This window comes from Nocardia sp. CA-128927 (assembly GCF_050955855.1).
Taxonomy (GTDB): Bacteria; Actinomycetota; Actinomycetes; order Mycobacteriales; family Mycobacteriaceae; genus Nocardia.
On sequence record NZ_CP192087.1, the window covers coordinates 4,461,058 to 4,482,001 of the forward strand.

Below are 20,944 nucleotides of genomic sequence, written 5' to 3' on the forward strand. Positions count from 1 at the left end.
CGAGTCACGCCCGCTCCGTGGCGTGCCCGCCGACCCGGGCCCGCAGATCGAGCTCGATCTGTTCCAGGCTGCGCCCGTTGGTTTCCGGCACGAACCGCTGCACCAGCACGAACAGCACCACGCTGACACCGGCGAAGCACCAGGCCGACTTGGCCAGGCCCAGATGGTCGTTCATCACCGGGAACAGGAAGGTGATGGCGAACGTCGAACTCCACAGCACCACGCTGCCCACACCCATACCGACGCCACGCACCCGCAGCGGGAAGACCTCGGCCATCATCACCCAGACCACCGCACCCCAGCCGAGTTCGTAACCGGCCAGGTAGACGTTGAGCAGGATCAGCGTGGTCAGCCCGGTGACCGTGTGATTGTCGACGGTGAGCACGATGACGCCGAGCAGGAACAGCGACAACGCCATACAGACGTTTCCGAGCAGCAACAGCGGCTTGCGGCCCCACCGGTCGACCACGAAGATCACCCAGGCGGTGAACGCCACCTTCACCACGCCCAGCACGATCGCCGCCAGCAGCGAGGTCGAGTTGCCGAACCCGAGATCGGTGAACATCGTTGGCGCGTAAAAGTTTACCGCGTTGACGCCGGAGAACTGCTGTCCGACCGCAAGAATGAGCGCGACGACCAACGCGGGCCGCGCCCACGGCGCCCACAGGTCGCGCAGTCGACCCTTCTGCTGCGCATCCAGCTGGTTGACCGTGCGAATGCTGTTGAGCTCGGCATCGATCTCGTTCGACCGATGGGTGCCCGCCAGCACCGCGCGTGCCTCGTCCTCGCGGCCGGCCTTCACCAGCCAGCGCGGGGTTTCCGGCAGCACCGTCATGCCGAGGAACAGCACCACCGCGGGAATCGCGGCGACGCCGAACATCAAGCGCCAGTTGCCCGATCCGGACAACGCCCAGTCCACGATGTAGGCGATCAGGATGCCGGACACGATCATCAACTGGTTCAACGTCGACAACGCACCGCGCGCCCTGGTCGGCGCCAGCTCCGACAGATAGGTGGGCACCGTCGCGGAGGAACAGCCGACCGCGATCCCGGTGACGAACCGGGCGATGACCAGCGCAGTCACATTCGGTGCCACCGCGCAGCCGAGCGCGCCGATGCCGAACACCACCGCGGCGATCATGATGGTGCGCCGCCTGCCGAGCCGATCGGTGATCCGGCCCGCGATGGCCGCGCCGATGATCGCGCCCGCGGCCAGGCAGCCGCCGATGACGCCCTTGGTCACCGAGGTGAGCTCCCAGGCGTCCTTGATGAACAAGAGCACACCGGAGATGACACCTAGGTCGTAACCGAACAGGATGCCGCCGAGCGCGCCGAAGAAATAGAGGAAATGAACATTGGTGCCGAGGGCCGATTTCCGTGCCTGCACCGTGGATTTGTATTGCATTGTGCTGCGCTTCTTTCGCGGTCGAGCAAGTGCCCTCAGCGTCACACGCTGAGCTGGCTGTATTGAGGGAAAGCGTGATGCGAACTCGGTATCGCGCTATGCGTTTCGAGTACTGGTGCCGCCGAAGACAGCGAAACGTCAGAGCGGATTCGGGGTGCCGAGCGGGGTGTCGAGGAATGCGCCGCCGATGAATGTCGGCGCCGCTCCGTCGGGGATGTCCGTTGCGTATTTCTCGGCGTCGTCCAGGCTGCGGTAACCGAGCTCCTCGGCTTCCTTCAGCGAGACGACCGCGCGGGTATTCTTCGACACGCCCCAAATCACTTTGAAGCCAGGGCTTTCCGCGGTCAGGCAGGCTTCGAACAACCGCGCGCCGTCGTCGGGCGACAGCCACATCGACAGTCCGCGAACATCATTCGGCCGCTCGAAGCACGAGCCGATTCGCACGCAGATGACATCCATGCCGAACCTGGAGTGGTAGAGACTGCCCAGCGCTTCGATCGCCGCTTTGCTGAACCCGTAGTAGGTGTCCGGCCGCGGCGGTGCTTCTCCGGCAATGCCATTCGGGCCCGCCTCGCCGATAACCCGATATCCCGCAGCATGATTGCTCGACGCCAGCACTACGCGCGAGATGCCCGCCTGCCGCGCGGCCTCCAGAACGGTATGCGTGCCATCGACATTCACCGCGAGCACCCGCTCCCAGCTGTCCTCGCGACTGATCCCGCCGAGATGGATGATCGCATCCACATCCCGGCAGGCGGCGGCCATGGTGTCGGCGTCGGTGAGCGATCCGGTGACGATCTCGACCCGCTCATCCGTTGTGGGAGCGGGGAGTTCGGTCAGATCCAGTAAGCACAGAATGCGATCGGGCCGACCTAATCGCGGTCGCATCAGCGTGCCGATCCCACCACCGGCACCGGTGATCAGAATTCGCAACATCTTCGTCCTCCTGTGTCCATCGGCGAGTGTGGGGTGGATCACTCTCCGTGTGACGTGTCAGAAGGCTAAGGCGCTGGACTGATGCATGTCCAACACTCTTTCGATATCGACTGATGCCAGCGGAGCATCAGTCTTGCTCTGAGAATAAGGCTGGGTGGGTGGCCTTTCGGCCAACCCACCCAACCGGCCCGAGAAGCTGGCGTCAGTGCCCCTCGGAGTCCCTCTTGTTGATGTCGACGGACAGAGTCCCGATGGCACCAGCCGTACCCGTGCGCTCCAACTTGGAATGCGTGCGCGAGTACGCGAAGTACACGACCAGCCCGACAACCAGCCAGACCAGGAACCGCACCCAGGTCTGCCACGGCAGCGACCAGATGAGGTACAGCGAGAAGCCGATGCCGATCAGCGGAACCACCGGCATGAACGGCAGCTTGAACTCGCGCGGCTCGTCAGGCCTGGTGCGCCGCAACACGATCACGGCGACCGAGACGACGATGAAGGCCATCAGGATGCCGATGTTGGTCAGCTCGGCGACCACGGTGATATCGAGCAGACCCGCCATCACCGCGGCGCCGATGCCGACGATCCAGGTCACCCTGGTCGGCACCTTGCGCACCGGATGCGTCTTGGCGAACCACTCCGGCAGCAGCCCGTCGCGGCTCATCGCGTACCAGACGCGCGTCACGCCCAGCATGAAGGTGAGCACCACGGTGACGATGCCGACGATCGCGCCGATCGCGATGATGTTGGCGATGCCCGGCATGCCGACCGATTCGAACGCGGTGGAGAAACCGCTGGTCGGGCTGATCTCGGTGTACTTCTGCATGCCGGTCAGCACCAGGGTGGCCAGCACGTACAGCACCATCGCGATGGCCAGCGAGTAGAGGATGGCCTTCGGTAGATGCTTCTTGCCGTCCCGGGATTCCTCGGCGGCCGTGCTCATCGCGTCATAGCCGAACACCGCGAAGAACACGGTGGCCGCGCCGGTCCACACCGCGCCCTGACCGAACGGGAAGTACGGGGTGTAGTTCGCGCTGTCGATGTGGAACACACCGAGTACCACGATCAGCACCACCAGGGCCACCTTGATGCCCACCGCGACGGTCTCGAACCGGCCGACGCTCTTGATGCCGCGGGAGAGCAGCCACGCCGTGCCGAGACAGAACAGCATCGCGAAAACGTCGACCACATGCCCGTCGCCGGTGCCGTGCGCACCCATCATCCAGTCCGGCAGCGTGACATCCACCTGTCCGAGCAGGAAGCGGAAGTAGCCGGACACGCCGATCGCGACCACCGCCGCCACCGCGATGTACTCCAGCAACAGATCCCAGCCGATGAACCAGCCCGCGATCTCGCCGAGCGAGACGTACCCGTAGGTGTAGGCGGAGCCCGCCTTCGGCACCATCCCGGCGAACTCGGCGTAGCAGAGCGCCGCGGCCGCGCTGGCGACACCGGCGATCAGGAACGAGATCAGCACCGAAGGTCCGGTGACGGAGTGCGCGACCGCGCCGGCGAGCGTGAAGATGCCCGCGCCGATGATGCCTCCCACGCCGATCGCCGTGAGCTGCCACAGGCCGAGCGACCGCGCCAACTGCTCGTCGGCAGGGCCCTCGTCATCGACCTGCCCCATGGGTTTACGGCGCAGCATCTGGATGCGCAACTCCGCGATGGACATGTTGTTCCTTTCGTCCTCCGCGCTACGCGACGGTGCGTAACGCAGATCACACTTCGAGCTGTGGTTACTAAATACGACCACAGCGCGACTGTGATCGGCGAGTTGGCCAAATAATGTTCAGCCTGGTTGGCCAACCGGACGGGCGGCCGCTCGCAAGTGCTTCATGCGAACGGCCGCCCCGCCCGTCACCGCTGACTACCGGGTTTCAGGGACCGGAGGAAGAACGCGACATTGGCCGGACGCTCGGCCAGCCTGCGCATGAAATAGCCGTACCACTGGTCGCCATAGGGCACGTAGACCCGCAGATGGTTGCGCTCCTCGACCAGCCTGCGCTGCTCGGCGTCGCGGATGCCGTACAGCATCTGGAACTCGAACTCGTCGGCCTTGCGGTGCGTCTGATCGACACACTTCTGCGCGGCCTCGATGAGCGCCGGATCGTGCGTGGCGACCATCGGGTAGCCGTCGCCGAGCATCAGGACACGCAGGCAACGCAGGTAGGACTCGTCGACCTCGGTGCGACTCTGGAACGCGACCGAAGCGGGTTCCTTGTACGCGCCCTTGCACAACCGGATGCGCGAGCCGTAGCCCGACAGTTCCCGGCAGTCGCCCTCGGTGCGCCGCAGGTACGCCTGCAACACGGTGCCGAGGCTGGGGAAGTCGGCGCGCAGTTCGCGCACGATACCGAGGGTGGAGTCGGTGGTCGTGTGGTCCTCGGCGTCGACGTTCACCCAGACCCCGGCCTCCGCCGCCGCCGCGCAGATGCGGTGCGCGTGCTCGAGTGCGATCGCGTGACCGTCCTTCGGCAGCGACTGGCCCAGCGCCGACAGCTTGAGCGAAACCTCGAGCGGCCGAACCGATTCCGTCTCCGCCTTGACGTCGAGCTGCGCCAATGCGGACAGCATGTGCAGGTAATGCGTGACGGTGGTGCGGGCCTGCTCGATCTCGGTGGTGTCCTCACCGAGGTAGTCGATGGTGACGTAGCGGCCGGAGCCGAGCAGCGCCTCGACCGCGGCCACCGCCTGATCCGCGGAGTCGCCCGCGACGAACCGGTCGACCAGCTTCTTGGTCGTCGGCATCCGGGTGATGGTGCGCTCCATGCGCGGCGAGCGGGACGCGGCCAGCATGGCGGGTCGCAGCAGAGCGGAGAAGGCCATCAGATCTCCTGTGTTCTGCGGGACACCCGCACCCGGTCGGCTCCGATGAGCCTGGCTGCGCGATTGTGGCTCATCTACGCCTCCATGTGCGGGTAGCGGTGATCGGTCGCCGGGACGAAGGTTTCCTTGATGGTGCGGGCGGAGGTCCAGCGCAGCAGATTCTGCGCCGAGCCTGCCTTGTCGTTGGTGCCGGAGGCGCGCGACCCGCCGAACGGCTGCTGGCCGACGACCGCGCCGGTGGGCTTGTCATTGATGTAGAAGTTGCCCGCGGCGAAGCGCAGGCCCTCGGTGGCCGTCGCGATGGCGGTGCGGTCGTCGGCGATGATCGCGCCGGTCAGCGCGTACGGCGAACCCTTGTCGACCAGCTCTAGGGTCTGCTCGAAGGAGCCGCGGGCCGAGTCGTCGTAGACGTGCACGGACAGGATCGGGCCGAAGTACTCGGTGCTGAACGCCTCGTCGGTCGGGTCCTCGCCGAGCAGCACGGTCGGGTCGACGAAGTAGCCGACCGAGTCGTCGGCGTGCCCGCCCGCGGCGATGGACAGGCTCGGCGTCGCCTTCGCACGGGCGATGGCCTCGGCGTTCTTGTCGAACGCGCGCTTGTCGATCAGCGCGCCGCCGTAGTGGCTGAAGTCGGTGACGTCGCCGTAGCTCAGCGTGGCGACCTTGTCGAGGAACTCGCGACCCATCTTGGCCCACACCGACTTCGGGATGAACGCGCGCGACGCGGCCGAGCACTTCTGTCCCTGGTAGTCGAACGCGCCGCGGATCAGCGCCGTGGTCAGCACGTCGGGATCGGCCGAGCTGTGCGCGACCACGAAGTCCTTGCCGCCGGTCTCGCCGACCAGGCGCGGGTAGGAGTTGTAGTCGGTGATGTTCGCGGCGACCGAGCGCCACAGGTGCTGGAACGTCGCGGTGGATCCGGTGAAGTGGATGCCGGCCAGTCGGCGGTCCGCCAGCGCCACGTCGGAGACCTTGGGGCCGGCGCCGTTCACCAGGTTGATGACACCGGGCGGCAGACCGGCCGCTTCGAGCAGTTTCATCGTCCAGTACGCGGCGACCGACTGGGTCATCGCGGGCTTCCAGACGACGGTGTTGCCCATCAGCGCGGGCGCGGTCGGCAGGTTGCCCGCGATGGCGGTGAAGTTGAACGGGGTGATCGCGTAGACGAAGCCGTCCAGCGGCCGGTATTCGACCTTGTTCCACACGCCGGGGGAGGAGATCGGCTGGTCGGTGAGGATCTGCCGCGCGAACTGCACGTTGAAGCGCCAGAAGTCGACGAGCTCGCACGGGCTGTCGATCTCGGCCTGGTACGCGGTCTTCGACTGGCCCAGCATGGTTGCGGCGGCGATGGTTTCGCGCCACGGACCGGCCAGCAGATCGGCGGCGCGCAGGAACACCGCGGCGCGATCCTCGAACGACAGGGCCCGCCACGCGGGTGCCGCCGCGGTGGCCGCGTTGATCGCGTCCTGGACATCGCTGGGCTTGGCGGTGGTGAGCGTGCCGAGCACGGCGGCATGACGATGCGGCTGCACGACGTTGATCGTCTTGCCGGAACTGCGCCGGTGCTCACCCGCGATAACGTGGTGCACCTCGGTCGGCGTCGCGCCGAGCTCGGCCAGTTTCGCCTGCAACCGTGTACGTTCCGCACTACCGGGGGCGAACGTGCCGACCGGCTCGTTGACCGGCCGCGGTGTGGACACGATGGCGTCCATGATTCCTCCTGCTGGATGTGGCAATGCGGCCTCGCACATTCGTGGCTCGCAAGCGCTCTGAAACTGAGGTGAGCCGAAGTCAACACCGGAAAAGGTCCCGGGAAATGGGCTAAAAGGACAAAGATGGGATGAGTGTGTTGTCGAGTTGGCCGAAAGGCGTAGTCGTGGCTGTTGATAGTGGGCTTGTTGCCGCGGACATCGACCTGTTCGGTTTGGCGCAGATCGTTGCGCAGAACGCGGGTGGCATGGTGTCGATCGAAGACCCGCAGTCTCATGTGCTGGCGTATTCCGCCTCCGACGAGGCGGCGGATCAGATGCGGGTGATGTCGATCCTGGGGCGGGAGGGGCCGCGCGAGTATCTGGCGGTCCTGCGGAAGTGGGGAGTGTTCGATCGGCTGCGACGGACCGACGAGGTCATCGATGTGCCGGAACACGAAGAGCTGAACATCAAGCGCAGGCTCGCGGTCAGCGTCCGGCATCCCGCCGACGGTGCGGCGCGGGCGCCGCGGGTGCTCGGCACGATCTGGTTGCAGCAGGGGGATCGACCGTTCAAGCCGGACGCGGCGGAGATCCTGCGCGGCGCCTCGGCCATTGCCGCCCGCCTTATCTCGCGCAGTCTCGACGCACCATCGACCGAGGCGTTGCTCGTCCAAAGACTGTTCGGCGAGGGTGGTTCCGTCGATGTCGCGACTGTGGCGACTGCGCTGAACCTGCCGTTGACCGGTCCGGCCGCCGTGGTCGGGTTCGCGTTGACCGCGACCGAAACCGCGCCCGCCACCGAACCTTCCGCGCTGGGCAACATGCTTCGCCTGCGCGCCAGCTCATTTCGCAACGACTCGGTGACTGCCACCCTCGGCGACCGCGTTTACGTTCTGCTGCCCAGTTATAAGGCCGCACACGCCGTCACCGCCTGGACCCGTCAGCTGGTCGAGCAGCTCGAATCCAAACGCGCGCTGGCACTTCGAGCGGCCATCGCGTGCCCCGTGCCCGACCTGAGCAGTGTCGCCGACGCACGGCGCGAGGTCGACCGAGTCCTCGACAGCAGCATCGCCACCTACCCCCGTGGCCGAGTCACCACCCTCGCCGACTCCCGCACCGCTGTGCTGCTCGGTGAGATCCTCGACCTCGTCGGCACCCGCCCCGAACTGCACGACCCCCGCCTGCGCGACCTGTCCGACTACGACCGCAAGCATTCCGCGAGCCTGCGCGAAAGTGTCGACATCTACCTGCGCGAACACGGCGACGTCCGCAACGCCGCCAACGCCCTCCAAGTCCACCCGAACACGTTGCGCTACCGCATCCGTCGCGTCGAAGAGATCCTCCGCATAGACCTCACCGACCCCGCCGATCGGCTCCTGCTGGAAATCCAGCTCGCACTACACCGGCGTGCACATGGTCGTGAGGGCGGATCGGCCACGCGCTGACGGTTAAGGACCTGTTGGCTTTCCGCACACGAAGATCGCCTGCGATTCGGTGTGCGGGAATTCAGAGAGTGCGCGGCTATTGTTGTGCCGCTAGCACGTTCCCTTGGCGGCGTCGCGAATTCCGGCGATGGTCGATTGCCGGTCTGTTTCGCTGAGCGTTCCCCATTGTGCGGATTGGGGGAGCAGCTTGATGGTTTCTTCCGCGGTCTTGTTCGCGGCGTCCTCACTGGCTGCTTTCAACTTGCTCAGCAGCGGGAGGTAGTCCTGGCATGCTTTCGCGCGTACCGCGTTGTTCGACGCGGCGCTCGTCGGCGCCGCATCCGTGCTTGCCGACGAGCTACACCCCGAAAGTGCCAGCGCGGCACCAATGGCCAGCAAGGCAATGCTTTTCATCACGATCTCCTCATCAGAATGGGGAGACCCTACCTGCCGTTGTCAGCTCCGTCCACGCAACTTCGGGCGGAAGATGTCGAGGTGTTCGGTGAGGAAGGATTCCATGGTGCGAGGGGCTCTGCCGAGGATGCGGGCGACGGTGTCTGTGGGTTGTTCGGGGTGTGTCACCGCGAGTTGTTGGATCTCCATGATGTGATCGGCCAGCCAATCCGGCATTCCGGCTCGTTCGATGTTGGTTTGGCGGAACGCGGCAGGAGGCACGTCGATGTAGCGGATGTGGCGATCGAGTAGTGCGCTCAGCAGTGCCGCGAGTTCGGGGTAGTTGAAGGTGCGGGCGCCGGTGAGAGTGTAAGTGTGCCCAGCGATTTCGGGTCGGGTGAACGCTTCGGCCGCGACGTCGCCGATGTCGCGGCAGTCGATGTAGTTGCAAGCGGTGTCGCCCATCGCGCCGACGATGACATCCTGTGCCGCGACCGCTGGTGCGAGGTGGGACAGCTTCTGCATGAACGCGTACGGGCGCAACAGGGTGTGCGGCACGCCGGTGCCGCGCAGGACTTCCTCGATGGCGTGATGCCAGCGCGCGACGGCCACTGACGAGTCGGGGCTTGCGGTGGGTGCGGAGAGTTTGACGATGTGCTCGATGCCGCTGTCGGCGGCGATGGTGATGGCTCTGGATTCGAGTTCGATCTGGGCGGGGCTGTTGGTCATGGTGAGGAACAGTTGGGTGCCGCCCGCGAAAGCGGCCCGCAATGAGGCTGGGTCGGTCGCGTCTACGTGGCGGACTTCGACTTGCGTGCAAGACATTTCGGCGAGAGTGTCACGGAGTCGGTCCGGGGTTCGGGTCAATGCCCGGCAAGGCGCCCCGAGGGCGACGAGGCGGGCCAAGAGTGCGCTGCCGGTTGCTCCGGTCGCGCCCAGAATGACGATCATTGTTGTGCCCTTCGCTGTGCCGCGCGCCAGCGCCAAGTGGTGATCGTCGCGGCGAGGGCGGCGGCGATCGGGAAATCGATCCGAATGCGCTCGGGCACAAGCGTCGAGGATTCGGTGGTAAGCCAGGCGATGAGGGCGGCGAGAGCGGCTGCGCCGATCGCGAACCCGGCCGTCAGTAGGACCGGTGTTGTCCGCGCCAGCCATCCGCGTCGGAATCGGTTCCGCTGCAACCATATTCCGACCAGCGCGGCGACCACGGCGGATGTCCCCGCGATCGATGTGGCGGCGGCCAGCAGTAGATCGTGTTGTCCGGTGACCAGGCCGCCGATGCCCGCGCATAGTGCGGGCGCCGCGTAGGCGAACAGAACTTCGCGCCACAGCACGAACGTGGGTGGTGCCGTCGTGTTGATCATTTAATTAGGAACCTAACTATATGTCCGTGAAAAAGCCCCTCGGATTCGAGGGGCTGGAGTTGTCAGTGGGCGTTCAGCGCATCGATGCCCTGCGAAATTCGTCCGAGCAGTTCGAGGAAGACCGTGCGCTCGTCGGGGGTGAGTACGTTCACCATTGCTTGCAGGCGGCTGAAATGCTCGGGCGCCATCTCGCGCAGTCTCTGTGCACCACGCGCGGTCAGTACGACGACAACGGCACGACCATCTTCGGCCGAGGCGCGCCGACAGACCAACCCCTCCTGCTCCAGCCCGTCTATCAAACCAGTTACGGTCGCACGTGTTACGCCGAGACTGGCCGCCAACTGCGAGGGAGATTTCTCCCCATCCCAATCCTCCAGGTCGGCCAGCAGCCGATAGCGCCCGGTGGACAACCCGAATCGAGAGAAGTGCGCCTCCGTTGCCTGCCCGAGCTGCACCCCCGTAGCCATCAACCGCACCGCGACAAGCACCGCCCGAGGATCAGCCTCATCTTCCAGCCCGTAACGCCGGATCTGCCGCTCGGCCTGCGCCAGCGTCGGACTCCCCGAATGCTCTGTTCCCACGGATTTAGTATGGCACCTAACTACTACCTGATCAAGCCTCTTCGGTCGCGGTGTCCACTGGATGGGTCAGCAGGGTGTGGACGGTTTGGCGGATGGCGGTGGAGGCTGCTTGTTGGGAGAGGTTGCGGCGGTCCATTAGGTGGTGGCGGAGGGGCCAGCCGAGGGTGGCGTCGAGGATGTCCAGGCGGTGATGGTTGGGGTGGGGGAGTTCGGGGGCGAAGGTTTGGGCTAGTGCGGCGCGAATGCGGTTGTCGGTCAGGCGCATTCGGGCGTCGATGGCTGGGATTCGTTGGGATTCCAGGAATCCGAGGACTCGGGGGTTTCGCTGGAGGGTGAAGATGGCTTCGCTTTGACGGATGGCGGCGTCGATGCGTTGGCCGAGGGGGAGGTCGGGGTCGGGGTGTTCGATGAGGGCTTCCACGTCCGCGGACTGTTGGTCTACGGCCGCGATGCGGAGGTCGTCGCGGCCGGGGAAATGAACGAAGATGCTGCGTTCGGAGACGGCGGCGCGGGCGGCGATGGCCCTGGTGGTCGGGTCCAGGTTACCGTCCTTGAGCAGGGACAGCAGGGCGTCGACGATGGCGCGGCGGGTTTGTTCCGGGTTGCGTCGTCGCCGGGGGCGGGTCACCTCGCTCATGGGGTTCATCCCATCACATGGTGGCACTATTGCAGTCGGACTGCAATAGTGGCTACTGTCGGTCGTGCTCGGCGGCTGTCGGTCGGCCGCGTGAATTGGATCTGGATGGGAGCGCGATGGTGGACGGTGCGCAGGAGAAAGGCCCGGTAGCGCGGGTTTCGCGGCGTGGGGTGTTCGGGGTCGGCGCGGCCGCGCTGGCCGTGGCGGGGACCGGGGTCGGGTTGAGCGGGTGTGCCGATTCGGTGGAGTTGAATCCGTCGACGACGCCGGTCGAGCCCAGCGCGCACATCGCCGACGCGAACAAGCGGATCGCCGCGACGCTGCCGTTCTCCGATGTCACCGACTTCGCCGACGCCGATCGCGGCTGGATCGCGTCACTCGAACCTGGAGTCGTCAAAGACGCCACCGGAAAGATGGTGTGGGACAACGACTCCTATGGCTTTCTGCGGGAACCCTGTCCGCTGTCGGTGAATCCGAGTCTGTGGCGGCAATCGCAACTGACCACCAAGCAGGGTCTGTAACGAGATCGCGCCGGGCTTCTATCAGGTTCGCGGCTTGGATCTGTCGAACATGACGCTGGTCGAGGGCAATACGGGTGTCATCGTCATCGATCCGCTGGTGTCGACGGAGACCGCGGCCGCGGGGCTCGCGCTGTATCGCAAGCATCGTGGCGATCGACCGGTCACCGGTGTGATCTACAGCCATGCGCACGTCGACCACTTCGGCGGCACCCTCGGCGTCACCACCAAGGAGGACGTGGCGGCAGGCCGCTGCCCGGTGCTCGCGCCCGCCGGATTCCTGGAACATGCTGTGTCGGAGAACATCTACGCGGGCACCGCGATGGCGCGCCGTGCCGCCTACATGTACGGCGCTGCGTTGTCGCGCGGGCCGAAGGGGCAGATCGGGGCGGGCCTGGGGCAGACCACCTCGGTCGGCACGATCACCCTGCTCGAGCCGACCCGCGATATCACCCGTACCGGCCAGGAAGAGACCATCGATGGCGTGCGGCTGGTGTTCCAGCTGACACCGGGCACCGAGGCCCCCTCGGAGATGAACTTCTACTTCCCGGACCGCCGCATCCTGTGCATGGCCGAGAACGCCACCCACACCATGCACAACCTGCTGACCCTGCGCGGTGCGCTAGTGCGTGACCCGCACGTGTGGTCCAGGTACCTGACCGAGTCGATCAACCTGTACGCGCGCAACGCGGATCTTGTTTTCTCCTCGCATCATTGGCCGATCTGGGGCACCGACAAGGTCGTCGAGTATCTGTCCGTGCAGCGCGACCTCTACGCCTACTTGAACGATCAGACGCTGCGCCTGCTCAATCAGGGTTACGTCGGCAGCGAGATCGCCGAGATGCTCCAGCTGCCGCCCGCGATCACGAAATCCTGGTCCACCCACGGCTATTACGGTTCGGTGAGCCACAACGTCAAAGCCATCTACCAGCGCTACATGGGCTGGTTCGACGGCAATCCCGCACACCTGTGGGAACATCCGCCGGTCGAGTCCGCTAAACGGCACGTCGAAGCGATGGGCGGCGCGAACGATGTGCTGACGAAGGCACAAAAAGCTTATGAAGCAGGCGATTACCGCTGGGCCACCCAACTGGCCAACTATGTGATCTTCGCCGACCCGCAGAACAACACCGCGAAACGCTTGCAGGCCAGTATCTTCGAGCAACTCGCCTACGGCGCGGAAAACGCCACCTGGCGCAACTTCTACCTCAGCGGCGCCACCGAACTACGCAACGGACCCTTCGGCACACCGACCCAGGGTTCCTCGGCAGGCCTGCTGGCCGCCCTCACCGTCGACCAAGCCTTCGACGCGATGTCCCTGCGCATCAACGGCCCCGCCGCGTGGGACACCACCATCACCTCCGACTGGCGCTTCCGCGACGACAACAACCGCCTGCACCGCGCCGAACTCGGCAACGGCGTGCTCATCCACTACGACCGCAGCCCCGACGACGGCCTACCTGCCGCCGACGCGACGATCACCCTGACCAGGGGCGCACTGGCCCGAACCCTGCTGGCCGGTCAAGACTTTCAGGCGGCCGTGCTGAAGGGGGACATCGCCGTCGAGGGCAACATCATGGCGTTGAAGAAGCTCAAGGACCTGTTCGACAAGCCGGACCCGAACTTCGCCATCGTCACCCCGTGACCGACCCGTTCCCCATTTGACTGGGGAGCGCCGGGCGCCGTCCTTCGTGCCATGCTTCAGACGATGTTCGGAATACAAGCTGTGCCCGAAAAGTGGTGGCAGGCGGCACGAACGATGCGAAAGTCCGGTCCGATTACCGGATCGCTGGTAGTCGTGGCCGGGCTGCTGATTTCGGGGTCGGCTGCGCAGACCACGGCGCACCCGAGCAACTCCGCGGACCAGTCGGAACTCAGCATGAGCCTGCCCGATCCGACGACCGACCAATCGTCCGATCTCCTTCCGACAGCGCCGAATACGACCGACACCGCAGTCCCCGAGTCGAGCACACCCGAGGACCCGCCCGCGCTCGATCCGCCGATCGAGCCGTTGGACCCTATGCCGCCGATCGAACCGGACGCCACCCCGCCGTCGGACAACGCAGACATAACAGAGCCGTTGGACCCCGCGCCTGTGCCGGACCCGCCGATCACGGACCCGCCGATCACGGACCCACCGATCACCACAGACCCACCGATCACCACGGATCCGCCCATCACGACCGACCCGCCGATCACCATCACCACCACCACGGATCCGCCGACGACGACCTACCCGACGGAACTGCCGACCCCCTCGTCCGCGACGCAGCCCCCGAAGATCGAGCTGTCGATCGAGGTGACGATCCAGATCCCAGGTCGGTCGCAGGTCCCCTGCGCTATCTACTGCCCCTCGCCGTCGACAACCACGACGACAACGACAACGACAACCCCGCCGTGGCAACCCTGCCCGACCACACCGACGCAGACCACCAGTCAGCGACCGACCACGTCCGTGTCGCAAACCCCGACGCCGCGAACAACCACCACGACACCACCTCCCACCACCAGGCAGCCGACCCCGTCCACCCGCTCCACCACCCCGACCACCCGGCTGCTACCTCCGGCAATGACTTGCCAACCAACCTCCGTGCAGCCCTACAACCTGCAGCCGACCACATCGGCTCCGGCAACAACCTCGGCCCCGACCCGAACCCCCACCACCACAGTCCGGCCGACGCAAACCACTACACCGTCGACACAACCCACCCCGACCCCACACCGCTGACCCGCGCACGCCGAACGGCCCCGCGGTTCAAGACCGCAGGGCCGCTGCAACGAGAACGCCGAAACCGGCCACCGCCGCGGATTCCCGGCGCGACGGGCAGTGCGCGCAGGGGGCGAGGAACGGGGTGCAGACCATGTCTGCGGTCCTAGGTGTTGTGACCAACCGGTCTCGGCAGAACCAACTGTCGCCCCACCCACCAACGGTCCACTAACGACGAACCAACGGCCGCTCCTCAGCCCGGCCGCACCAGCGTGAACGTCAGCTCATAGTCGCCGATCCCGATCACCGCACCGTCGCTCAGCACGGCGGTATCGGCAATGCGCGTCCCATCGACGAAAACACCGTTCGACGACAACAGATCCTTGATCAGATAGGCGGGCCCGTGATGCAAGATCGCCGCGTGATGCCGGCTGACCTTGCCGTGCTCGAGCACGATGTCGTTGTCCGGCAGCCGGCCGATCCGGGTGACCGTGCCCGCGATGGGGTAGGTCTGACCGGAGCGATCGCGCAGCAATGCCGTCTGCTCGCCGGAGGTCTGATCGACGATGGTCGTCGCACCGATCAACGACGCGGCCGCCCGCGCGTGGCTGTCCAGCGGATCCTGGCGCAGGATGCGCGCCTCCAACTCGCGGATGGGCGGGCTCGGATCGATGCCGAGTTGGTCGGCGAGGGTGGCGCGCAGCCGGCGGGCCGCGTCGAGCGCGTCGGACTGCCTGCCGTCCACGTACAGGGCGGTGATCAGTTGTTCCCAGAGTGGTTCGCGCAGCGGGTACTCGCCGACCAGAAGCCCGAGTTCGGACGCCACGGCATCGGCGCGTCCCTGCGCGATGTCGGCCTGGGCGCGCGCCTCGATGGCGCCGAGCCGGTCGTCGTCGAGCACGGCGGCATAGGAGTCGGCGAAGCCGAGCCCGCGCAGATCGGCGAGCACGGGCCCGCGCCACTGGTCGAGCGCACTGGTCAGCAACTCGCTGGCGGTCCCGTACTGTCCGGCGCTCAGCGCCCGCAATCCGGCTTCCTTGCGCACCCGGAACCGCTGCACGTCGCTGGCACCGTCGGCCACGGTGACCCGGTAGCCGGGACCGACCTGCGCCAGCATCGTCCGCGCATCGATGCCGTTGTCGCGCAGTGGTTTACGCAGGTTCGAGACGATCGTGTGCAGGCTGACCCGGATGTCCGGCGGCGGGTTGCCCTCCCACACCGCCTGCGCCAGCGCCTCCACCGACACCGGCCGATTCGCGTTGATCACCAGATACGCCAGTACGGCTCGCTGCTTCGGCCCGCCGAGTGCCTGCCCGACTCCGTCGATCGCCAACTCCACCGCACCGAGCACGCCGAACTGCGCGCGGACCTCGATCATGGCCCCTCCTCCCGACGTAACACCATCCATACGGTACCGAGTGGTCACGGTGATCGCCGCGACCGACGGGCCCGAAACGCGCGTGCCGCAACCGTGTCGCAGGCGGTGTTGTGCCTGGCCCGCAACGTTTTCCGGCCGCTGTCGAGGAGTTGGGGTCTTGCCCTCCGATGCCTGATCGGGGATGCTGGATGGTCACGGCATTCGACGTAGCACACTCCATCGCCGGACCGGTGCGAGTTCACCCGCCCGCAACGGTCCCGGCAACATCCGTGCGATCGCGGTTCATCCGGGGTTACCCGACGCGGCCTACCTTTCGGGGTACGGGAAAAGGAGCCTGCGGCATGGAGTTCCGACATCTGGTTTCATTCATCACGATTGCCGAAGAGCTGCATTTCGGCCGCGCAGCGCAGCGCTTGCATCTCACGCAGCCCAGTCTCAGTGCCCAGCTACAGAAGCTGGAGAAATCGCTTGGCGTGCAACTGGTCGCACGCAACTCGCACGAGGTCAAGCTGACCCCGGCGGGACGGGAGTTCGAGAGTCAAGCTCGGATCATCGTGGCTCAGATGGATCGGGCCGCCCAGGTCGCGAAGGCGACCGCGGAGGGGCGGGCGGGCACGCTCAACATTGGTTACAACCTTCCGGCCAGCAGACATGTGCTACCGGACGCCTTGACGAAGATGACCGAGCAGCACCCCGACATCGTGGTGTCGCTGTGGGAGAAACGCACCGGGCCACAGTTGGCCGCGCTCTCCGACGGCTCGCTCGACCTGGCCCTGGTGTACGGCCATCCGAGCACCACAGATTTCCGGTATCGGCGTCTGCTGCACCGGGTTCCGCTGGTGGCGGTAGTGGGCAGGCGGCACCGGTGGGCCGATCGGCCCGGCGTGCCGTTCGCCGAATTGGAGGGCCAGGAGTGTGTGCTGTTCGCCCGCGAACAGTGTCCGGCCATGTACGACTCGATCTTCCGCGCGGCGGCGGATACTCGGATCACCCTGTCGGTCGCGCAGACCGCGGACGATCCGGGCGCCACCGCGCACATGGTTTCGGTGCGGCCGCTGGTGGGGTTCGCCTCGCTGCCGCGCGCGATTTCGATGGGTATGGGTGCGCCGGGGAGTAGTTCGGTGGCGGTCAAATTGCTCGATCCGGTGCCGACTTTGGATTTGTACGCGGTGTGGCGTGCGGACGAGTCGAATCCGGCGGTATCGCTTTTCCTGGAGTGCGTGGAATCACCTGAATCGGCACGCATCGATATTGCCCGCGCGGTGTCCGCCTAGTCTCTTCGATAGGCCATGACATTCGCGCGGTAGGAACCGCGATATCGACGGGTCCGTAATTCGGTGGCGGCGACCAGAATTCGACACTGTGAACAAAGTGTCTGTCACCGCGGTGTCCAGCACCGAGAATGGAATCGATCTTCCGGACGACGCGAGTTTGTACTCGGTGATTTCCGGAGCGGCCGCCGAACACCCGCAACGGCTTTCGCTGTGCGGCGCGGACGGAACGCAACTCACCTGTGCCGACGTCGATCGGCAGGCCCGCGCGCTGGCCTCGGCCCTGGCGGCGCGCGGGGTCGCGGCGGGGGATCGGGTCGCGATCCTCGGCCGCACCAGCCTGGAATGGGCGCTACTGGATTGCGCGCTACTCGCTCTCGGCGCCGTGGTGGTCCCGGTCTATCCGACCTCCTCGGCGTCGCAGATCGAACACATCCTGACCGACAGCGGCAGTGCGTATTTCGCCGCTGAGGACGCGGCGGACGCCAAGCGTCTGCAGGCGTCGGGCGCCGGGGAGGTTTGGACGTTCGCCCAGCTCGCCACCTGGGCGAGCGGCGAGATCGACCCCGACCCCGACCTCGCGGAGCGGGTCGCGGCGGTGCGGGCCGAGGATCTGGCGATGATCGTCTACACCAGCGGCACCACCGGAGTGTCCAAGGGCTGCTTGATCACCCACCGCAACATGTTCGTCTCGTCGTCCAACACGGTGCGCCAGACCGGCGCGATGTTCGACGGCACGACCGTGCTCGCGCTGCCGCTGTCACACGTCTTCGGCCAGACCATCCTGTTCGCCTGCCTGGCCGGCGGCAGCCGCACCCACCTCCTGCCCGGCATCCCCGATCTGGTGCCGGTGCTGCCGACGCTGCGCCCGACCTTCCTGGCGCTGATTCCGTTCGGGCTGGAGAAGATTCGCAAGTACTGCCGCACCATGCTGGCCGGCACCGAGGAGCAGGAGGCGGTCGAGCGCGGGCTGGAACTGCTGCGCGCCCATGCCACTCCCGAGCTCTCGGATCATCCGGTGGCCGCGGCGCTGGGCGGGCGGCTGCGCTACGTCATCTCCGGCGGTGCGTCGCTCGACGATTCGACCACCGGCTTCTACGCGGGTTTCGGTGTGGTGCTGCTGAACTGCTACGGGCTCACCGAGGCGGCGACCGCGGTGACCGTCAGCGCGCCGGAGACCAACCGCCTGGGCACGGTCGGCAGGCCGATCCCGGGTACGTCGGTGGCGATCGCGGACAGCGACGGCGAGGTACTGGTCGGCGGCCCGCACGTCTCGCCCGGCTACTGGGGTGCGGCGGCGGATCAGTCCGTCGTGGACGCCGAAGGTTGGTTGCGCACAGGCGATATCGGTGAACTCGACGCCGACGGCTACCTGCGCATCACCGGCCGCAAGAAGGAGATCCTGGTGACCTCCGGCGGCAAGAACGTCGCGCCCGCGCCGCTGGAGGACCGGGTGCGGCTGCATCCGCTGGTGAGCAACTGCATGGTGATCGGGGACGGGCGCGACTTCGTCACCGCCCTGGTGACTTTGGATCCGCTGCAGGTGCTGCGCTGGCGCGACGAGGCTCCCGACGAGGATCTGTCGGCCGCCATCCAGTCCGCGGTGGACGACGCGAATTCGCTTGTCTCCCGGCCCGAGTCGATTCGAGCATTCCGGATAGTAGACGGTGATTTCACGGTCGAGGACGGATTGTTGACTGCGTCACGGAAATTGCGCCGGGCCGCCATCGAAGCCGCGTATGTCGCGGATATCGACGTTCTCTATCGGGCTCGTCAGCCCGCGCTATAGCCACACCGAAGGCACGTCACCCGGTCCGGCGCAGCGTGGGGTCGGACTGGGTAGATAGGCCACGCCAATCGCCCGATGAATTACGGCTGCGCCCGGTGGTTCTCGACCAGCGTCGGCCACAGACTCGATTTCAGTATTCGACTATCTGAAAGTGATGCGAACATGTACGACGTCATCGTTGTCGGAACTCGGGTCGCGGGTTCCCCGCTGGCCATGCTGCTCGCCAGGAAGGGCTACCGCGTCCTCGCCGTGGACCGCGCCGCCTTCCCCAGTGACACCCCCTCCACCCACTACATCCACCAGGCCGGTCTCGGTCTGCTGCAGTCGTGGGGCCTGCTGGACGCGGTGGTGGCCTCGGGCGCTCCGGCGATCCGGCACCTGAACTTCTCCTACACCGACATCGTCATCAAGGGCTTCGCCGACGTGTCGGCCGACGGCATCGACGCCGTGTACTGCCCGCGCCGCACCGTGCTGGACAAGATCCTGGTCGACGCGGCCGGCAACGCGGGCGCCGAGGTGATCAGCGGATTCACCGTCAACGAGCTGGTTTTCGACGGTGACCAGGTGGTGGGCATCCGCGGCCAGGTCGGCGAGGGCGCCGAGCAGGAGTTCCGCGCCAAGCTGGTGATCGGTGCCGACGGCGCGAACTCGGTGGTCGCCAAGTCGGTCGGTGCCGAGGTCTACGAGGGGGCCCCGGCGTCCTGCTTCATCTACTACTCCTACTACGACGGCGTCGACTGGGGCATGCAGCACCGCACCGGTTTCAATGAGCAGCAGTTCGCGGCCTGGCCGACCAACGACGGGCTCTCGCTCGTCGCGGTGATGCGCAAGCGGGACCGGTTCCGCGACTTCCGCACCGACCCCGACGCGGGCGTGCAGGAGATCGTCTCCCAGATCGACCCGGAACTCGGGGCGCGCCTGCAGGATACGGGCAAGCGGGTCGAGCAGTTCCGGCCGATGCTGTACCCGGACAACTACCGTCGCCGCTCGTTCGGCCCCGGCTGGGCGCTGGTCGGCGACGCCGGCTACCACAAGGATCCGTTCACCGGCTGGGGCATCACCGACGCCTTCAAGTACGCGCAGCTGCTCTCCGATCTGGTGCACGAGGGCCTGTCCGGCGCGCGGCCGATGAACGAGGTGCTGGCCGAGTACGAGCGCGAGCGCGACGTGCAGAGCGCGAGCACTTTCGAACTGACGCTGAGCATTTCGGAGCTGTCGCTGACGCCGTACTACGACTCGGTGTTCCGCGCCACCAGCTACGACCCGCAGTACACCAAGGGCTTCTTCGGGCTGATCGCCGGAACCTACTCGCCGGACAAGTACTTCGGTGAGCAGGAACTGGCTGACCTGTACGAGAAGGTCGACTTCCCGGCGGCCGCACGGCATGTCACCAAGGATGGGGTCTCGGCATGAGGGTCCCCGGCCTAACGGCATTGGGGGACAGTTTCGTTGAGGGCCGCGGCGATGCCGCGGCCGGGGGTGGGTACCGAGGTTGGGTGCCCAGGCTCGGTGGCCAGCTCGGCCTGCGGCCCGCCGTGGTGCGGAATTTCGGTGTGCACGGCGCTACCACGACCGTCGTGGTGGAACAGCAGCTGCGCCTCGCAGTGTCGGCGCGGGCGGGCCTCTACGGTGTCGTGGTCGGCGTGAACGATCTGGTCAGCGACTTCGACGAGGGCCGATTCGAGCGCAACCTCGGGACCATCTTCGGCGCGTTGCGTGCCGGTGGCGCAACGGTGTTCACCGCGAGCTACCCGGATATCCCGGCGCGGCTGCCGGTACCGGACGGGTTCCGTGGCTTGCTGCGCGAGCGGTTCGCCTTTGCCAATACAGCGCTCGCCGAGGTCACCGCCGACACCGGCACACTGCTGCTGGATATCGCGACCCAGCCGGACTGGTCGCTGCCCGAGGTGTGGACCGCCGATGGTCTGCACCCGAGCTCGCTCGGTCATCACATGTTCGCCGCGGGCGCGGCCGAGCTCATCGCGTCGCGTACCGCGACCACCGTCGCCGCCTGATCTTTC

Annotated in this window: 17 protein-coding genes and 1 pseudogene; 7 read left to right on the forward strand and 11 right to left on the reverse strand. The window is 66.3% G+C overall.

Annotation, left to right across the window (positions count from 1 at the left end; translation table 11 throughout):
• Positions 1–4: 4 nt before the first annotated feature.
• From ACQPW1_RS21065 to pruA, 5 genes are all read right to left on the reverse strand, one after another.
• The gene (locus tag ACQPW1_RS21065; RefSeq protein ID WP_433664404.1) at positions 5–1,405 is read right to left on the reverse strand and encodes a sugar porter family MFS transporter; all 1,401 of its coding nucleotides are present in this window, start codon (positions 1,403–1,405) and stop codon (positions 5–7) included.
• 138 nt (positions 1,406–1,543) lie between these two features.
• Positions 1,544–2,341: an NAD-dependent epimerase/dehydratase family protein gene (locus ACQPW1_RS21070; protein ID WP_433664405.1), complete on the reverse strand. Its 798-nt coding sequence runs from the start codon at positions 2,339–2,341 to the stop codon at positions 1,544–1,546.
• 202 nt (positions 2,342–2,543) lie between these two features.
• The gene (locus ACQPW1_RS21075; protein WP_433664406.1) at positions 2,544–4,016 is read right to left on the reverse strand and encodes an amino acid permease; all 1,473 of its coding nucleotides are present in this window, start codon (positions 4,014–4,016) and stop codon (positions 2,544–2,546) included.
• 185 nt (positions 4,017–4,201) lie between these two features.
• A complete protein-coding gene (locus tag ACQPW1_RS21080; protein WP_433664407.1) occupies positions 4,202–5,170 on the reverse strand; it encodes a proline dehydrogenase family protein in 969 nt (322 codons plus the stop codon).
• Positions 5,171–5,244: 74 nt separating this feature from the next.
• Entirely contained in the window at positions 5,245–6,882 is a 1,638-nt protein-coding gene (gene pruA / locus ACQPW1_RS21085; protein ID WP_433664408.1) for an L-glutamate gamma-semialdehyde dehydrogenase, read from the reverse strand.
• A 164-nt stretch (positions 6,883–7,046) separates the two neighbouring features.
• Between pruA and ACQPW1_RS21090 the strand changes: the two genes are divergently transcribed.
• Positions 7,047–8,306 carry a PucR family transcriptional regulator gene (locus ACQPW1_RS21090; RefSeq protein ID WP_433664409.1) on the forward strand — a complete coding sequence of 420 codons (1,260 nt, stop codon included), beginning with the start codon at positions 7,047–7,049 and terminating at the stop codon, positions 8,304–8,306.
• Positions 8,307–8,396: 90 nt separating this feature from the next.
• Here ACQPW1_RS21090 and ACQPW1_RS21095 read toward each other — a convergent pair whose 3' ends face one another.
• The 5 genes from ACQPW1_RS21095 to ACQPW1_RS21115 form a co-directional block, all read right to left on the reverse strand.
• Positions 8,397–8,699: a hypothetical protein gene (locus tag ACQPW1_RS21095; protein WP_433664410.1), complete on the reverse strand. Its 303-nt coding sequence runs from the start codon at positions 8,697–8,699 to the stop codon at positions 8,397–8,399.
• Between the two features lie 42 nt (positions 8,700–8,741).
• The gene (locus tag ACQPW1_RS21100; RefSeq protein WP_433664411.1) at positions 8,742–9,629 is read right to left on the reverse strand and encodes an NmrA family NAD(P)-binding protein; all 888 of its coding nucleotides are present in this window, start codon (positions 9,627–9,629) and stop codon (positions 8,742–8,744) included.
• A complete protein-coding gene (locus tag ACQPW1_RS21105) occupies positions 9,626–10,042 on the reverse strand; it encodes a hypothetical protein (protein ID WP_433664412.1) in 417 nt (138 codons plus the stop codon). The genes ACQPW1_RS21100 and ACQPW1_RS21105 overlap by 4 nt, the downstream gene beginning before the upstream one ends.
• A 62-nt stretch (positions 10,043–10,104) precedes the next feature.
• Positions 10,105–10,623, reverse strand: a complete 519-nt coding sequence (locus tag ACQPW1_RS21110) for a MarR family winged helix-turn-helix transcriptional regulator (RefSeq protein WP_433664413.1) — start codon at positions 10,621–10,623, stop codon at positions 10,105–10,107.
• Positions 10,624–10,654: 31 nt separating this feature from the next.
• Positions 10,655–11,260, reverse strand: a complete 606-nt coding sequence (locus ACQPW1_RS21115; RefSeq protein ID WP_433664414.1) for a TetR/AcrR family transcriptional regulator — start codon at positions 11,258–11,260, stop codon at positions 10,655–10,657.
• Between the two features lie 116 nt (positions 11,261–11,376).
• Between ACQPW1_RS21115 and ACQPW1_RS21120 the strand changes: the two are divergent.
• Both ACQPW1_RS21120 and ACQPW1_RS21125 read left to right on the forward strand, forming a co-directional pair.
• Positions 11,377–13,423 (forward strand): annotated as a pseudogene (locus ACQPW1_RS21120) (alkyl/aryl-sulfatase).
• Between the two features lie 63 nt (positions 13,424–13,486).
• Positions 13,487–14,506, forward strand: a complete 1,020-nt coding sequence (locus ACQPW1_RS21125) for a hypothetical protein (RefSeq protein ID WP_433664415.1) — start codon at positions 13,487–13,489, stop codon at positions 14,504–14,506.
• A 232-nt stretch (positions 14,507–14,738) separates the two neighbouring features.
• Here ACQPW1_RS21125 and ACQPW1_RS21130 read toward each other — a convergent pair whose 3' ends face one another.
• Positions 14,739–15,863: a BTAD domain-containing putative transcriptional regulator gene (locus ACQPW1_RS21130; RefSeq protein ID WP_433664416.1), complete on the reverse strand. Its 1,125-nt coding sequence runs from the start codon at positions 15,861–15,863 to the stop codon at positions 14,739–14,741.
• A 341-nt stretch (positions 15,864–16,204) separates the two neighbouring features.
• Between ACQPW1_RS21130 and ACQPW1_RS21135 the strand changes: the two genes are divergently transcribed.
• The 4 genes from ACQPW1_RS21135 to ACQPW1_RS21150 all read left to right on the forward strand — a co-directional run bounded on the left by ACQPW1_RS21135 (position 16,205) and on the right by ACQPW1_RS21150 (position 20,938).
• Complete coding sequence (locus ACQPW1_RS21135; protein WP_433664417.1) at positions 16,205–17,137, forward strand: LysR family transcriptional regulator; 933 nt, start codon at positions 16,205–16,207, stop codon at positions 17,135–17,137.
• Between the two features lie 88 nt (positions 17,138–17,225).
• Positions 17,226–18,923: an AMP-dependent synthetase/ligase gene (locus tag ACQPW1_RS21140; protein WP_433664418.1), complete on the forward strand. Its 1,698-nt coding sequence runs from the start codon at positions 17,226–17,228 to the stop codon at positions 18,921–18,923.
• Between the two features lie 162 nt (positions 18,924–19,085).
• On the forward strand, positions 19,086–20,336 hold the full coding sequence (locus ACQPW1_RS21145) for an NAD(P)/FAD-dependent oxidoreductase (protein WP_433664419.1): 1,251 nt from the start codon (positions 19,086–19,088) through the stop codon (positions 20,334–20,336).
• Positions 20,333–20,938: a GDSL-type esterase/lipase family protein gene (locus ACQPW1_RS21150; RefSeq protein WP_433664420.1), complete on the forward strand. Its 606-nt coding sequence runs from the start codon at positions 20,333–20,335 to the stop codon at positions 20,936–20,938. Before ACQPW1_RS21145 ends, ACQPW1_RS21150 begins: the two co-directional genes overlap by 4 nt.
• Positions 20,939–20,944 lie beyond the last annotated feature (6 nt).

What these genes read in the sequence shown, in the direction of transcription:
- ACQPW1_RS21115 (WP_433664414.1), bottom strand. Translation starts at nt 11,260, where the DNA reads ATGAGCGAGGTGACCCGCCCCCGGCGACGACGCAACCCGGAACAAACC.
- pruA (WP_433664408.1), bottom strand. Translation starts at nt 6,882, where the DNA reads ATGGACGCCATCGTGTCCACACCGCGGCCGGTCAACGAGCCGGTCGGC.
- ACQPW1_RS21070 (WP_433664405.1), bottom strand. Translation starts at nt 2,341, where the DNA reads ATGTTGCGAATTCTGATCACCGGTGCCGGTGGTGGGATCGGCACGCTG.
- ACQPW1_RS21065 (WP_433664404.1), bottom strand. Translation starts at nt 1,405, where the DNA reads ATGCAATACAAATCCACGGTGCAGGCACGGAAATCGGCCCTCGGCACC.
- ACQPW1_RS21075 (WP_433664406.1), bottom strand. Translation starts at nt 4,016, where the DNA reads ATGTCCATCGCGGAGTTGCGCATCCAGATGCTGCGCCGTAAACCCATG.
- ACQPW1_RS21100 (WP_433664411.1), bottom strand. Translation starts at nt 9,629, where the DNA reads ATGATCGTCATTCTGGGCGCGACCGGAGCAACCGGCAGCGCACTCTTG.
- ACQPW1_RS21145 (WP_433664419.1), top strand. Translation starts at nt 19,086, where the DNA reads ATGTACGACGTCATCGTTGTCGGAACTCGGGTCGCGGGTTCCCCGCTG.
- ACQPW1_RS21125 (WP_433664415.1), top strand. Translation starts at nt 13,487, where the DNA reads ATGTTCGGAATACAAGCTGTGCCCGAAAAGTGGTGGCAGGCGGCACGA.
- ACQPW1_RS21135 (WP_433664417.1), top strand. Translation starts at nt 16,205, where the DNA reads ATGGAGTTCCGACATCTGGTTTCATTCATCACGATTGCCGAAGAGCTG.
- ACQPW1_RS21095 (WP_433664410.1), bottom strand. Translation starts at nt 8,699, where the DNA reads ATGAAAAGCATTGCCTTGCTGGCCATTGGTGCCGCGCTGGCACTTTCG.
- ACQPW1_RS21080 (WP_433664407.1), bottom strand. Translation starts at nt 5,170, where the DNA reads ATGGCCTTCTCCGCTCTGCTGCGACCCGCCATGCTGGCCGCGTCCCGC.
- ACQPW1_RS21105 (WP_433664412.1), bottom strand. Translation starts at nt 10,042, where the DNA reads ATGATCAACACGACGGCACCACCCACGTTCGTGCTGTGGCGCGAAGTT.
- ACQPW1_RS21150 (WP_433664420.1), top strand. Translation starts at nt 20,333, where the DNA reads ATGAGGGTCCCCGGCCTAACGGCATTGGGGGACAGTTTCGTTGAGGGC.
- ACQPW1_RS21130 (WP_433664416.1), bottom strand. Translation starts at nt 15,863, where the DNA reads ATGATCGAGGTCCGCGCGCAGTTCGGCGTGCTCGGTGCGGTGGAGTTG.